This is a genomic window from Stenotrophomonas sp. STEN225, assembly GCF_056756445.1.
This window is the reverse complement of the sequence record NZ_JBRRBV010000005.1, coordinates 24,089-38,434: the sequence shown is the minus strand read 5'-3', so window position 1 is coordinate 38,434 and position 14,346 is coordinate 24,089. Positions and strand designations below refer to the sequence as shown.

Below are 14,346 nucleotides of genomic sequence, written 5' to 3'. Positions count from 1 at the left end.
GTTCAGTCCACTGATCGGGCCTTGTCTGCTTCATCGTTCCACGCGGCCACGCGCGCGCGGGTGTCGGCCAGCATCTTGTCCAGCGCTGCACGATCATGCACGTGGCCGCGCAGGATCACGCTGTCGATCTTCCCGGTCGCGGCGATGTCCTGCAGCGGATTGGCGGTGAGCAGTACCAGGTCCGCCGCCTTGCCGTCGGCCACGCTCCCGTAGCGGTCCATCTGCCCGAACCAGGCCGGGCCAGACCGCGTGGCCGCTGACAGGGCCTGGGGCGGTGTCAGCCCTTCCTGCACGAACAGCTGCAGTTCCTGGTGCAGTCCGATCCCGGGATAGTTGAACGAATTGAGGAAGCCGGCGTCGGTGCCGGCAATGATCGTCACACCCGCTTCCTGAAGCATCGGCAGCACCGCGGCCACCTGCCGGTACTGCGCATGCCGCGCCTGGATCTGTGCCGGCGTGGCCTTGGCCGCGCGCTCCACGCGCCACTGGTAAGTGGCACGCAGGCCTGGGCCGATGTAGGCCAGATAGGGATCGTGGGCATGATCGTCCTGGTCGAGGAAGTCGAGAATGCGTCCGCCGTTGAGTGTGGGCGTCACGAACACGCCTCGACGGGCGAAATCACGATACGCGCGCATCGCGGTGTCACGGCCGAAACTGGCATCCAGCTGCCGGTTGGCTTCCGCACGATCGATACGCCCGGCGCCGAAATCGGCTGCAATCCGCGCCTCATCCCTGCTGCCCGCCTTGAACGCATAGTCCAGGTGTTCGATCGACGCCAGGCCAGCATCGACCGCCTGCTCCACGGTCAGTGCCATTGGGATATGGCCCGATGCCCTGAATCCTGCCTTGCGCGCGGCGGCGGCCGAGTACAGGAAAAGTTCCGGTGTCAGCGTACTGTCCGTGATCTTGACGAAGTCGACCTTGTCGCGCTGCAGGCGCGTGATCGCCTGATCGGCATCGGCGCGGCTGCCGACTTCGATCGTCCCCTTCCAGACCGGCTTGATGCCTTCGATCTTGGCGCCGGAGCTGAGCAGGCGTGGACCGAACAGTGTGCCGGCGGCGATCTCGCCACGCCACTGCAGCACCTGCTGCGGCAGATCACCCGAACAGTCGCGCACGGTGGTGATGCCATGGGCGACGTACAGCGGCAGCAGTGCCTTGTTCTCTTCGATCAGCGCAGGGCCTCCACCGAAGTGCACATGCATGTCCCACAGTCCCGGAATCAGGTACTTCCCCTGCGCATCCAGCTGCCGGTCCGCGCGCCACTGGCCCTCCAGCCCTGCGTCAGGGCCGACCGCAACAATCGTCTCGCCGCGGATCACCACGCTCTGCCCCGGCAGGGTGCGGGCGTGCTCCACATCGACCACGGTGGCATTGCGGATCAGCAGATCGGCACGTTCGGCCGCAGCAGCGGACAGCGGTGCGCAGGCGAACAGCACAGCAAGGGACAACGGGCGGAAACAGAACATGGACAACATCCTGGTAGGCACGGCCAGCGTGCGGAATGGAAGGAGCAGATATCAGCGTGTCGCGCCATGCTGGCGCAGCAGGGTTTCGATCGCGGCCTGGCCGCGCTGGCGCGCGTGAGCCAGCGGCGTCACGCCCTCGCCGTCGGCCAGCTCAGGATCGGCGCCCGCTTCGAGCAGCAGCTGCACGATCTGCGTGTGGCGCGGCCCTCCGTCGCCGAGCAGGATCGCCTCCAGCAGCGCCGTCCACTGCAGTCGATTGACGTGGTCCACTGCCACGCCCGCACGCAGCAGCATGCGCACCGTGGTGACGTGGCCACGCTCGGCGGCAGGAATCAGGGCGGTGCCGCCATAACGGTTGGTGCTGCGCAAGTCGGCACCATGGCTCAGGGTCAAGGCCAGGATCCCGTCCAGTCCGCGCGCACCGGCGTACAGATAAGCACTGTCCTGCAGCCTGTCCTTGGCGTTGACATCGGCCCCCGCCTCGATCAGCACGCGCGCCGCGTCCACGCGGTTGCCATGGGTCGCCAGCAGCAGCGCGGTGCGGCCCTGTGCGTCGCGCGCTTCCAACGCCGCGCCATCGGCCAGTGCCTGGCGCACCGCTCCGGCATCGCCGCGGCTGGCGGCCTCCCGCAACCGCACGTCGGCCTGGCCGGACGGGTCTGCGGCACAGGCCGGAAATGCCACGGCCAGCAGGCACAGCAGAAGCGCGCGCCGTGAAGGCGCAGCCCAGCGCAGACAGCGGTGTTGCAGGTGCATGATGAACCCTCCGGAATCAGTCGGCCGGACGTTGCCGGTACCTTGGCCGCATGGTAGAAGTCGCCACGGGTATCCAGAAATGAAATGTTCAAATGCAAGAAAGTTCAAAATCGAATAGGTCACTGTTCGAACTGGACCTGCTGCGGGCCCTGGTGATGGTGGCCGACTGCGGCAGCTTCACCACTGCGGCCACCCGCCTGCACTCGACCCAGTCCACGGTCAGCCAGAAGGTGCGTCGTCTGGAAGACCTGGCCGGTCATCGCCTGCTCGAGCGTGGCCATCGCGATGTGCAGCCCACCGACGCCGGCCACACGCTGCTGGGCTATGCCCGGCGCATGCTCGACCTGAACGAGGAAATGGCACAGGCGTTGGCGGGCGCCACGGTCGAAACAGCGGTCCGCATCGGTGTGCCCGAGGACTTCGTCAACGCGCAGACCACGCGCATGCTGGCCGCTTTCAGCCGCCGCCATCCGCAGGTGAAGCTGGAGATCAGCAGCGGCCTCAGCCGCGATCTGGCCCATGGCTTCGATCATGGCGAACTGGATCTGGTCCTGGTCAAGCAGCGCCGCAACAGCCGCCAGGCCGTGCATTGCCGGCGTGAACCCATGCACTGGATCGACAGCCTGCGCAGTGGCTGCCTGCTGCAGGAGCCTGTGCCGCTGGTGACCTTCCCGCCACGCGGGCTGTACCGGGACGAAATGATCCAGGCGGTCGAAGCACTCGGCCTGCGCTGGCGCATCGCCTTCACCAGTTCATCGCTCAGCGGCATCCAGGGCGCGGTTGCCGATGGCATCGGCATCAGCCTGCTGCCGCGCCGGGCAGTGGGCCGCGGACACCGCATCATCGACGGCGAACGGAACCTGCCGGTGATCGACAACTACGAGATCGGGCTGCTGCACCGTGGCGACGCCGATGATGCCGTGCGTGCGCTGGCCAGCGAGCTGTGGCAGCAGGTGCAGCGCGAGCCGGTATGAGCCCGTTCGATGAATACCGCCGGGAACCGCCGGGAGCAGGGGCGCGGCGGGTGCGCCGTACACAGCGCTGAACGGGTACCATAGACACCTGTTTCCGCTGTGATGCCGCATGGGCCCGTCCGACCGCCACGATCGTATCCGCCGCTGGCAGGCCGCTTCACTGCTTGCCGCCGCGCCGATCGCCAGCCTGTCCGCCAGCGATGCCGTCGGCGCTCCGCCGCCGCAGGCACCGCCTGGCCAGCAGCGGATCGCCCCGGCGGCGCTGGTCGAACGGCTGCATCAGCGGGTGCTGTCCGGGCAGAGCGCCACAGCCACGCTGGAAAGCTGGTGTGCCGAACACGGCCTGGCCCAGCAGGCCCGCGTCCGCGCGGTGCGCATCCATGGCGATGACAAGCAGGCCCCGGCCGAGGTGCTGCAGGCACTGGGCGCCGACTCCAGCGCCGCGCTGCGCTACCGCCGCGTGCAGCTGGTGTGCGGGAACCGCGTGCTGTCCGAGGCCGACAACTGGTACCTGCCCGGCCATCTCAGTGCGGCGATGAACCAGGTGCTGGACAGCACCGACGAGCCTTTCGGCCGCGTGGTCGGCCCGCTGGGCTTCCAGCGCGAGACCGAAGCCGACCAGACCTTCTGGCCCCCCCGTGGCGAGGGCGACCACGGCATCATCCTGGAAGTACGCGCCTTGCTGCGCGACCGCCAGCAGCAACCTTTCAGCTACGTCATCGAATCCTATCTGGTGCAGGCGTTGCCGTAAGCGTGATTGCGGATGGCTGTGACGACTGTCCGCGCGTAGTGAAGGCACCAAGCGACGCCTCTCCGCTCGCCGCAGACGCGAGTCGAAGAGGCGCCCCACCTGCGCTGCTCAGTTGAAGCGGTAATCCATCTCCACCCAGAACTGGCGGCCATAGGGGTCGTAGTTGCCGACCGGATAGAACGGCCAGCCCCCCCCGTTGCGGTCCGCCGGCGGCCGGCTGTTGCGCAGGTTGTTGACGATGACACCCAGCGACAGGTTGTCTCCTAAGGTGCGGAACACGCTCGCGTTGTACGTCATGTACGGTCCGATGCGGCCACTGCCGTCGCTCTTCGGCAGCGAGCCATAGCGGTTGCCGTACACCGTCGCGGTCCAGTCACCGCGGCTCCAGGTCACGCTGCCGTTGACCTTGCTGCGCCACTGCCAGTCGTCGAGGGAATTGCGGATGTCACGCACCTCGTCATCGGCGAACTGCCGGTACTCATGCTCAAGCACGACGGTGTAGGCCAGGCGCGTGGTGAAGCGCCCCGCCCGCCCGGCATCGAAACGCCAGTTGCCCTTCAGATCGATGCCGCGCACGGACTCGGATGCCGCGTTGATCGGATTGATCAGCACCCGGGTGACCTGGTCCGGCTGCACCGCCGCCGTGGAAGGATTACGGATCACGCGGGCCAGCGCGTCCTGGCACAGCGGCGAACCGATATCGCGCACTTCGCCGCCCAGGGTACGGCCGAGGCGGCAATCGGCTTCGTCGCGCAGGATGCGGCTGCTGTCGAGATTGGTCACCTCGTTGTCGATGCGGATGTCGTAGTAGTCCGCACTGAAATCCAGGCTTGCCAGCGGCGACCAGACCACACCGAAGCCGTACGACTTGGCGGTTTCCGGTTGCAGCTGCGGATTGGCGCGGTTGCTGAAGTCGATGGACAGCCCGTTGAAGTCGCAGTCGTCATACGGCTGACCGGCGGTACGGCACCGCCAGTAATCGGTCATGCCCGGGTTGTAGCCGCGGGTTTCAGTGGCGAACACGTAGTTCATGTCCGGCGCACGGAAACTGGTGGCGGCCGTGCCACGGATCAACAGGCTGTCCAGCGGGCGGAACTCCACGCCGAAGCTCCACGTCGCCTTGCCGATGTGTTCGCCTGCGGCCCGGTACTGATCGTAGCGGCCCGCCAGCGTGGCGGTCAGGCGCGGCAGCAACGGCAGCTGCAGTTCGGCGCCCACCGCATAGCGATCACGCTCTCCTCCTGCGCCAACGCCGGCACTCGTGTTCCAGAACTCTCCGGTTCCCAGCCGCGGGTCCGGTCGGTTGCGATACCCCTGGCTGCCGGCCTCGACCACGGCCGCCAGCGCCGCGTCTCCCCCGGGCAGTTCGAACAGGCGGCCGTTGACGCTGGCGCTGAAGGTCTGCAGCCACGCCGCATTGCGGCTCTCCTGGTAACCGGACAACTGCCCGTACTCGTCCGGCGTCAGCGGCTGGTAAAGCCGTGCCGGATCCGGCGCGTAGACCTCCACCCCGTCGCGCACGCCCAGTGTGGGGCCGAGCAGGTATTCGTTGATTCCCGCCAGCAGCACCGGCCGCCGCGTCCGGTTCTCGTAGCGCGAGCGGCTGTAGACGGCCTCGTAGTCCCAGTCGCTGTCACCCAGCTGGCCGCGTACACCGACGTTGAACGACCACGATTTTTCCAGGAAGCGATTGGCGTTGCGCGGCAGGCCGCCCACTTCTTCCGGTGCGAACCGGCGATACCAGCTCTCCAGTTCACCACTGTTCTGGTTGTAGAAGTAATTGCGTGCGGACGTCCACGTCGGGGCACGGGTGTTGTTGTAGATGGTGGCGCTGCCCACGGCCAGGTCGGCGAACAGATCGGTCCGTTCGTCCAGGTGGAAGGTCAGCAGGCCATAGCCATCGAGGTTGCGCTTTTCAGTCTGCACGGTCCAGTAGCTGGCGGCGGCCTCGTTGCTGCCGCAGTAACTGCCCAGGCGCGGATTGGTGGCGCGGAACACGCTCCCGCCGTAGATCCCGGAAGCGGCATCGCAGCCGTCACTGCCCGGGTCGATGTTCCTGCCGGTGGCTGCATTGCGCCGATAGGCGATGGCCGTGGCCTGCGGGACCGTGCCACGCGGATCATCGTCCAGCGAGTCCATGAAATCGCGCTGGCGTGCGTGGATGGCCTTGCGGATTCCCAGCTCGAAGCCGAACACGCCTTCCCATCGCTCACCGGCACCACCTCCCACCACCTGCACGCGCTGGTTGTCTCCCCCGCCCTGCTCGGTACCGCCGGCACGTACGTTGATGTCCACGCCGTCGTAGCGCTCCTTGAGAATGATGTTGACCACGCCGGCGATGGCGTCGGAACCGTACACGGCCGAAGCGCCGCCGGCGAGCACTTCGATACGCTCGATGAGGGCGCTGGGAATGTTGGCCAGGTTCACCACGTTGACCGAGCCTTCGTAGGCCAGCGGATAGTCGGACTGGCGACGACCGTTGACCAGCACCAGCGTGCGGTTCGGCCCCAACCCGCGCAGATTGATGGTGTTGGCGGCCGGGGTGAAGGTATTGCCGTAATCCTCGCCCTGCACGTTGCCGGTGTTCTCGGTCAGCGCACTCAGGGCGTCGAATGCATTGCGGTAGCCCTGTGCGTCGATCTGCTCCCGGCTGATCACGGTCACCGGCGACGGCCCTTCAACGCTGGCGCGCGGAATGCGCGAACCGGTGACCTTCACTTCCTGCAGCGATGTAGGTGCGCTTTCCTGCGCGAAGGCGGGCAACGAGGCCAGCATCAGGGACGACAGCGCGAGCACCAGCGGACGATGGCGCAGCGCCTGGGGAGAGGCGGACATGGGCTTCCTGGGGGAGTTGGACGATTGGACGGGACGCGGCGGCCTGTGCACGCATAACGATCCCGTAACGAAAGTGTCCCGAACGGACAGTTTCAGCGGAAATGACCAGGCCTGATGGGCTTATGCCGGAACCTGATAAGTGACACCGCGCGCTGACAACGTGCGTTTTACAACATTCTTGATGGTGTGGCGGCGCATGTACGGGCATCGTCAAGCCATGACGACCTGTTCCTTCGGCCCTCCGATTCCGCCGCTCCGCCCCGTGCTGCGCCAACACCTTGTGCAGCTGCAGGCGGCCCCGATCACCCTGCGCCTGTTCAACCGCGCCGATCTGCCACGCTGGCGCGCCTTCGACGATCGAAGGAGCCGCGGCATCTTCCGCCCGTCAGGCGTCGACGAGGAAGCGCGCTTCCTGGCAGGCGTCCACCGTTCGCGCCTGCAGCAGGACAACGACCAGCTGCTGCTGGGCGTGTTCGATGACCGGCACGGCATGCTGCATGATCAACTGCAGATCCAGCTGCACTCCGCCCACGCCCGTTGCGCCGAGCTGCGTTCAATGCAGCACAGCCACGAGCATCCCGCGCAGGCGTTGCAGGCGCTGTGCCCCTTCCTGTTCGACCAGGTCGGACTGCATCGCGTGTTCACCCTGCTTCCGGTGGCCAGCAGCACGCCTTTCGTCGATGCACTGCGCTCGGTGGGGTTCGAGCATGAAGGCCTGCTGCGCGATCACCATCTGGATATCGATGGCTGGCAGGACCGGCAACTGCTGGCCTTGACCGCGCCGCGCTGGCGACAACAGGTCCGCCCGGACTAGCGGACCCGCTCCAGCGCGGCATCCGCCCCGGTCAGTACCGAGCACGCATGGTCCTGCAGCTCCTCACCGCTGGCCTCATTGCCGGTCGCGGGATCCAGGCGGGTCGCCAGCAGAATGAAGCCGGGGCCTCCCAGCACATTCTCGCGGCCTGCCACCACCAGGCTCCATTGGCCGACATCGGGCAGCCCGCTCAGGTCATAGGCGAGCAGGTTCAATGGATTCGCACGCAGTTCTGCTCCCGGCAGCATGCGCGCAACGTAACGATGGCCACGCAGCGGCACGGGCAACGCCGCCCACTGCATTCCGACCGCCGCGGCGTGCGTGTCCAGCGCCTGCAGCACATCGGCGCGCAGGCAGTCGATGTGGATGTGAAGCTGATGCTGGGAACGGCCGTGCGGCGAGTTCAGTGCAAGGCTTGCGACATTGCGCGGCAAGGGGCGGCCCAGTGCCTGTTCGGTATGCCCGCGGGCCTGCCAGGCGGCCGCGAAGTAGTTCGGCGCACCGCGCTGGTACAGGGCAGCGCTCTCGATGCCACTGACCTTGTCCAGTGGCATCAGCAGGAACTGGTAGTCGCCATGGGCATCCTTGATGAGCACATCGCGGCGGGCCGCGGTCGCGTCCCGTTGCAGGCAGGCGCCACGCGGCACATCGGCACCGCGGCAATCGCGCTCGATCAGCCTCCACAGCGCATCCGACGGGACCGGAGCAGGCGCAGGCGCGCTGGCGCAGGCCGCCAGCAGCGAACAGGACAACAACAGGATCAGGCGGGTCACGGGTCTCACAATCGACGGCACGGCAAGGGCTGCGCCGGCCAGTGTACCCTGCCCCCTCAGCCGGGCACGGCCTCTCGCGTATCCGCCGTCTCCTCGACCTTGCCGGGCGTGTACTTGGTCGCGCCGAAGTACAGCACCCGCCATTGGCTCAGGTTGCCGATGAACCAGTGCGCCACCGAGTCATGACCGTACCCATCGAAGAAGGTCTCCACCTCCGGCGGCAGCAGGGTCGTATTGTCCCAGGATTCCAGAGTGACCCGCTCGGCCATGGTCAGCGTTCTGCCGCGCTCCCGGCGCCGTCGCAGGCTGACGATCTTGTCCAGCAGCGTGTCGTTCTCCTTCTCCAGCCCCCGGCGCTGCTTGCGTACCGCAGAGAGCTCATCGTTGCGCGCCTTCAGCTCGTCTGACACCCGGTTCCATTCGGCGGTCTTCTCCGCATTGCCCTGGTCGGCCAGATGCAGGTTGTCGTTGTCCCAGGGCGATGGCAGCTGCGACTGCCGTCGGCGCAGCGTGCGCACCTGTTCCCGCAGGGCCTCTTCGCGTGCAGCAAGCCGCTGCATCGACGGCAACTGGTCACCACGTGCCACGCGCACGCGCAGCCAGCGATACAGCAGCTCCATATGCGACGCCTGCACGTCCTCCATGCGTCCACGCTTGACCCGCACCGCCTGCAGATAGGCGTTGAACACCGACTGCAGTTCCGGATCCTGCTTGTCGAACTCAGCCTTGACGTGCTGTTCCAGGCGACTGATCGGGTTGAGCAGCACCCCCCTGGCCTGCGCCATGTCATACATCTCGTTCAGGGCAAAGCGCGCGATGCTGTTCCGGCGCCCCTGGTGCTGGGGATCGTAGCCACCGCCCACGTCCGAGTGCACACCCGGGAACCATATTTCCACCGTGTTGGCGGGGTATTCGGCATGCTCGCGGGTGGAATCCAGGGGGAACTGGCCGCGCAGCTCATGGGCGGCGGTCATGTGCACCGACTGCTCCACGATCTCCGGTATGGTCATGCCTTCAGCCCATCCGGTATGCCCATTGCGGTAGTTCACTGCCGCCGCCGTCAGGCTGGGCCACACCGAGCACACCGTATCGAACACGCCCATGAATCCGATCCGCAGCGGAATACGCTCGCGGTACAGCCAGGTGCCATCGGCCTGGCGTCGGCAACGCGCGGCCAGATCGCGGGCGAACGCGCGTGCCGAAGCCGCTCCGCGCGAAAAGCCCAGTACCGACACGCTGACCACCAGGATGCGCATCGGCTCGGGCTGGCTGTCTATCAGCTCGTCCAGCGCCTGCAGCGCGAAGTCGATGCGCTCGCGCCCGCCCTTGCCGATGGACAGCCCCAGCAGCCCCCCCTTATCACCGACCTCCGGGCACGGTGTTCCTACGCCGGACAGGTACTGCCGTTTTATGTTCCGTGTGTCGTCCTTGTGCGCGATGAACAAGCGGGCGATGTTCGACAATGCGCGCTCATTCTGGGCCTTGTTCAGCTCCTCATCGCGATTGTTGCCGGTGCCATCGAAGAATACGGCCAGGTGCAGGCTCTGCGTGCATCCCGTAGTGGCCGCTTCCTTGTCGGGCACGGTGCCACACATCGCCTCCTGGCGACGGCGGCGCTCGGCATCGCTCAGCGGACGTGTGCCGCGGGCCAGTCGCGCAGTGCGTGCCGTGCCCTCGGCCTGGGCGACCGGATCCGGGGTGCCCGGTTCAAGATCCACCTGCCCGGGAATCGCGGTCGGATCAATACTGGTCATGGTCCTTGTGCTCCTTCGGCACTGGCATGCGCCGTACGTCCCACTTGTTCACGCCCTTGTCCAGCAGCTCGGCCTCGACATGGCCGTCCGCATAGAAGTGCAGCAGCAAGGTGGCCGGGTTGGGCGGATAGGGCGTCTTCAGCGGTACCACGGCTTCACGCGGCACGCGGTGCCCTTCATCCAGATAGCGGTTGGTGGCCAGATCGTATCGGTTGGCCTCGATCCAGCGCACGCGCACGCTGTGCGGCCCCTTGCCTCGGGGCGCACGCGGGGCCATGCCGGAGCCACCGTTGGTGTATCCACCGATTCCGCCCAGAAACTGCCCATCCACCCTTACATCGTCGAGGTAATACGGGCTGTAGTTGAACGCGAACAACGACATGATCGGCGTCTTGCCGCGCGCCATCGCCCGGCTGCAGCCGACGCCCACCACCAGCAGCGCGATCACCGCCAGCGCGCTCCACCACAGGTACTTGTTGCCCATCATTCCGATCGCGCTCCGTTCAGTCCCAGCTTTCTTCAAGCGGCCACACTTCGTCACCGATATCGGCAGCGCTGCGCCGCCCCGCCGCGAAGTCCTGCAGGCGAAGCCGCCATGCGGGATCCTCGCCAAGATCGACACCGGCCAGCAGCGCCCAGGTCGACACCATCACCAGCCGTCGGCTGTCCTCGATGCCGACGTCCGCGGCCGTGGCCACCACCCGTCGGAAGAAGGTATACCAGCGCGCACGGGGAAGCCGCGCCAGCAGCTCCGGATCGGAGAGCTGGAAGTGATCGATCAGCGTGTAGGGGTAGCTGGCATCGATCAGGGCGCGCCGCTGCGCCGCCTCCAGCACCCAGGGAGGATCGTGCGGATCCTGCACGCTGTCCTGCAATTCCAGGTGCGCCCATTTCAGATCGTGGCGCAGGTACCACCAGCGCTCTCCCAGCGCCAGGAAGGCCCGGCACTGCGCCGCGTCCAGCACCTGCACCCACCATGGCAGCACCCGCGCGTCGAAGAAGCGGGCCAGGAACAGCTTGCCGTTCGGGTAGCTGGCGTCCAGCCGTCTCTGCAGCCGCTGCTGCAGCTCTTCCGCAGGCAATGCCGTGTCGATCAGGCTGAGCAGGCCCGGAGAACGCGCGTACGACGCCGCACGCTGCAGGAAACCGTCAAGCTCCAGGCCACGCGGCAGGCGCGCGAGGAACACGCTGGCGTCATCCGTGCCATCGGCCAGCAGGCCGTCAAACAGGGGCAGCGGCGCCCAGGGCAGCGCGCGCAGCAGTTGCAGGGGCTGCTCGCACTGCGCGCCATCAAGCAGAACGTAACGCTGGGTGCCCTCCTCCAACGGCGGTGGCGAGAACGGTGGGAACTGCCAGTCGTTGGCCACGCTCAGCCTCCCTTCGGTGTCAGCGGGGCTGCACGCTGTGCGGCCAGCAGCAGGCATTCCTTGCAGACCGACTGCGGGAAGACCGGCAACGGGTAACGGCCGCGATCGCCGGGCAGGAACGACTTGCGTCCCGCGTGCACGGCGATCCTCCCGGGTGCGTTGAACACGATGTTGCCGCCGCTGAGGGTGATGCTGGCCCCGCCTGCGGTGGCCACCTGCACCGTCCGGCCCGCAGCCACCTCCACGGCACCCTGTGCGCTCGTGCCCCGCAGCGACTGCCGCGACTGCACGCGCACCTCGTCCTGTTGCGCCTTGACGTCCAGCACCTGTTCGCCACTGGCCAGGGTCAGCGCCGGCTCGCCCGGATCAGCCCCCTCCAGTGTCGCGGCCAGTACGCCGATGGCCTGCCGTCCATGCCAGCGCGCCTGCCCCATCACCACGGCCTCACCGTGCTGGCCGCTGCCCAGTGCCAGAGTCTCGCCCGGCGCCCAATGCAGCCCCTGTCCGGCCACCATCAGCGCACCATCAGGTGCAGCCAGGCCCAGCAGGGCATCGCCGGTATGCGGAACGCGGCCCTCGCCGGCATCACCGCTGCGTTCCGGCGCCGAGCCGGCCGCATCCTGCAACGCGCTACCGGGCACCGTGCTGCGCACGCTGGCCAGCAGCACCGGCAGCGGTGACTGCGAACCGTCCAACCGCGAGCGCTGCGGCGATTGCACGCCGACATGCGCGGCCGGCCGCACTGTCAGATGCGTACCCGCCGCCGCAGCATGGCTGTGGGCCAGCGTGGCAAGCTGCTGCAACAGCGCAGCAGGCTGTGCCGCCGTACCTGCCGGTTCGACGCTGCGGCGGGCATAGGCACTCAACCAGAGCCCGCCTTGCCCGCGCACGCTGCCCCAGGCGTCGCTGCGCAACTCGAATCCACTGCCGCGGAAGCTGCCTCTATGGTTGTCCGCCTGATGGCGCAGATGCCCCAGCGTCAATGCCGAAGCCTGCTGGCTGCTGGCCAGCTGGGCCCGCAGCTGCTGGTCGCTGTCGTCGAACAGCAGACGGTTCCAGCCGGCCCCCTGCCACTCCCGTGATTGCACGCCCCACAGCGCACCGGCGTTGCGGTGTGCCTGCTCTCCGGTCGCCGCCGCGTGCCACGCAGGCGCCTGGCCGCCCCCGAGGTTGGCCTGCGCACTGCCGGTGCCATCCCTCGCCTGTGCGTACATGGACGTATCAGCCTCCGCGCTGGCGCCCGGCGGGGTCGGCGCGACGCCGCCTTCGCCGCGCCCGTTGTACAGCGCGCCCAGCACCAGCGGCCGGTCGATGTCGCCCTCGAGGAAGCCCACCAGGACTTCCTGGCCGATACGGGGCAGGAACTGGCTGCCCACGCCCGGCCCCGCATAGCGCTGCGCGACGCGCAGCCACGCGCTGTCCGTGCTGCCCTCTTCCTGCTGGAAGTGGAACCGCACGCGGATCCGTCCCAGTGCATCGGCGTGCAGCTCGGCGCCATCGGCGCCCTGCGCAGCCACCACGACCGCTGTCTGGTAACCGGGCGCCAGCGGCCGCGGATTGCGTCGCGCGCCCGTGCCGTCCCATAGCGTCGGACGCCAACGCCGGTCGCGGGGCAGAGCGACGAATGTCTGTGCGTAGCCCTGCGTCTGGGCAGCCACCTGCAGCGTGTCCGCGGTGGCGGCGGCATCGTCCATCGTTGCCAGCGCCTGGCGCAGATCCACCGGCAGGTTGTTGACCCCGGCGTGCTCGACGTCCACCAGCAACAGTTCGGTCGGCACCGACCCCGGCGTTCCGCGCAATGACCAGACCTGGCCGGCATCAGCGCTGCGCACACTGCCACGGCCGTGCCATTGCAGTGCCTGCGCTTCCAGTGCCTCGGCGACCAGACGAGCGTGGTGCTGCAGCTCGGCCGCGTCGGCAAAGGCATGCGCGCCAACCGGGTCATAGTCCTCGCGCCGCGCCTGCCCGCTGCCCTGCACCGGCAACTGGCCGGCCAGCGAGCGCGCACTGCGGTAGTCGCTGCTGTGCAGTTGCACGTGCGTGCTCTGCAGCCGCCGTTGCAGGCCAAGCTGCTGCACGCCATCACTCTGCTCGGTGCCATCGGCGCGATGGAAGCGGATCCCTCCCGCCGACTGCGACGCAGCGGCTTCCGGCAGGAGGGTCGAATCGGCGAACAGCAGCACGCCGTGGCCCGCCGTCGCCTCCCCGGTATCCTGCACGCACCAGCCCAGCCCTTCTTCGGCCAGCAAACGCTGCACGAAGGTCAGGTCGGTCTCGCGGTACTGCACGCAATAGCTGCGCGGACGGGATGCGGCCAGCATCCCGTCGACCTCATCGCTCCAGCGCCAATGCGCATGTTGCGGGTGCATCTGGAACACCGCGTCCACGATCTCGCGCACGCTCTGTTCCTGGAACACGCGGCTGCAGCGGGCCTGGTCGAGCCACCAGGTCCAGTCACGCAGCGTGATGCGATAGCGCACCAGTCCACCGTCAGCACCCACGCACTGCGCATCGGCGATCACGCCGTGACGCGGCCAATCCTGGCCATCGGCCAGGTGCACATGCAGGCATGCGAGCCGCCCCGGCCAGTCAGCCAGTGGCAGCGATGCGTCCAGCGCGAGTACATCGATCTGAAGATGCCGCCCCTGCGACAGGGCATCACGCCCGTGCCACCGGTCGACAACGACCGCCGGCATGCCGGGGAGATCCAACCGATACAGGCGGCTGCCGGCATCAAGACCCGCTGCCTGCACCATGAGGTTGCGAATCGCTTCCATGGCGTTCCTACCGTTGCTGCCCTCCGCGACGCGGCGGGCAGGTCCTTCCCCTGTAGGGCGACGGTAGCAGATGGAA

Annotated in this window: 11 protein-coding genes; 3 read left to right on the top strand and 8 right to left on the bottom strand. The window is 67.6% G+C overall.

Annotated elements, in window-relative coordinates; all coding sequences use genetic code 11:
- Window positions 1-2: 2 nt before the first annotated feature.
- Window positions 3-1,469 (bottom strand): amidohydrolase family protein, encoded by a 1,467-nt coding sequence (locus ACVOJ1_RS06670; protein WP_346480178.1) that lies wholly within the window; start codon window positions 1,467-1,469, stop codon window positions 3-5.
- A gap of 51 nt (window positions 1,470-1,520) precedes the next feature.
- A complete protein-coding gene (locus tag ACVOJ1_RS06665; RefSeq protein WP_197571162.1) occupies window positions 1,521-2,225 on the bottom strand; it encodes an ankyrin repeat domain-containing protein in 705 nt (234 codons plus the stop codon).
- A 92-nt stretch (window positions 2,226-2,317) separates the two neighbouring features.
- On the opposite strand from ACVOJ1_RS06665, the gene ACVOJ1_RS06660 reads away from it, so the two are divergent.
- Together ACVOJ1_RS06660 and ACVOJ1_RS06655 are read left to right on the top strand one after the other, a co-directional pair.
- Window positions 2,318-3,199, top strand: a complete 882-nt coding sequence (locus tag ACVOJ1_RS06660) for a LysR substrate-binding domain-containing protein (RefSeq protein ID WP_065182775.1) — start codon at window positions 2,318-2,320, stop codon at window positions 3,197-3,199.
- 109 nt (window positions 3,200-3,308) lie between these two features.
- Window positions 3,309-3,950 carry a hypothetical protein gene (locus ACVOJ1_RS06655; RefSeq protein WP_111185944.1) on the top strand — a complete coding sequence of 214 codons (642 nt, stop codon included), beginning with the start codon at window positions 3,309-3,311 and terminating at the stop codon, window positions 3,948-3,950.
- A 108-nt stretch (window positions 3,951-4,058) separates the two neighbouring features.
- Here the strand turns inward: ACVOJ1_RS06655 and ACVOJ1_RS06650 are convergent, their stop codons facing one another.
- The gene (locus ACVOJ1_RS06650; RefSeq protein ID WP_346480177.1) at window positions 4,059-6,785 is read right to left on the bottom strand and encodes a TonB-dependent receptor plug domain-containing protein; all 2,727 of its coding nucleotides are present in this window, start codon (window positions 6,783-6,785) and stop codon (window positions 4,059-4,061) included.
- Between the two features lie 262 nt (window positions 6,786-7,047).
- Between ACVOJ1_RS06650 and ACVOJ1_RS06645 the strand changes: the two genes are divergently transcribed.
- Window positions 7,048-7,599: a GNAT family N-acetyltransferase gene (locus ACVOJ1_RS06645; protein WP_309250431.1), complete on the top strand. Its 552-nt coding sequence runs from the start codon at window positions 7,048-7,050 to the stop codon at window positions 7,597-7,599.
- Here the strand turns inward: ACVOJ1_RS06645 and ACVOJ1_RS06640 are convergent.
- Genes ACVOJ1_RS06640 through ACVOJ1_RS06620 form a run of 5 tightly spaced genes read right to left on the bottom strand, consistent with a single transcriptional unit; the run spans window position 7,596 to window position 14,270 of the window.
- The gene (locus ACVOJ1_RS06640) at window positions 7,596-8,372 is read right to left on the bottom strand and encodes a CDP-diacylglycerol diphosphatase (protein WP_258391151.1); all 777 of its coding nucleotides are present in this window, start codon (window positions 8,370-8,372) and stop codon (window positions 7,596-7,598) included. The genes ACVOJ1_RS06645 and ACVOJ1_RS06640 overlap by 4 nt on opposite strands.
- Before the next feature lie 56 nt (window positions 8,373-8,428).
- Entirely contained in the window at window positions 8,429-10,126 is a 1,698-nt protein-coding gene (locus tag ACVOJ1_RS06635; protein ID WP_111185947.1) for a T6SS phospholipase effector Tle1-like catalytic domain-containing protein, read from the bottom strand.
- Window positions 10,113-10,613, bottom strand: coding sequence for a DUF3304 domain-containing protein (locus tag ACVOJ1_RS06630; RefSeq protein WP_111185948.1), 501 nt, complete (start codon window positions 10,611-10,613; stop codon window positions 10,113-10,115). The genes ACVOJ1_RS06635 and ACVOJ1_RS06630 overlap by 14 nt, the downstream gene beginning before the upstream one ends.
- Window positions 10,614-10,629: 16 nt before the next feature.
- Window positions 10,630-11,493 (bottom strand): DUF4123 domain-containing protein, encoded by an 864-nt coding sequence (locus ACVOJ1_RS06625; protein WP_065182771.1) that lies wholly within the window; start codon window positions 11,491-11,493, stop codon window positions 10,630-10,632.
- Between the two features lie 2 nt (window positions 11,494-11,495).
- Complete coding sequence (locus ACVOJ1_RS06620; protein ID WP_346480176.1) at window positions 11,496-14,270, bottom strand: type VI secretion system Vgr family protein; 2,775 nt, start codon at window positions 14,268-14,270, stop codon at window positions 11,496-11,498.
- Window positions 14,271-14,346: the final 76 nt, after the last annotated feature.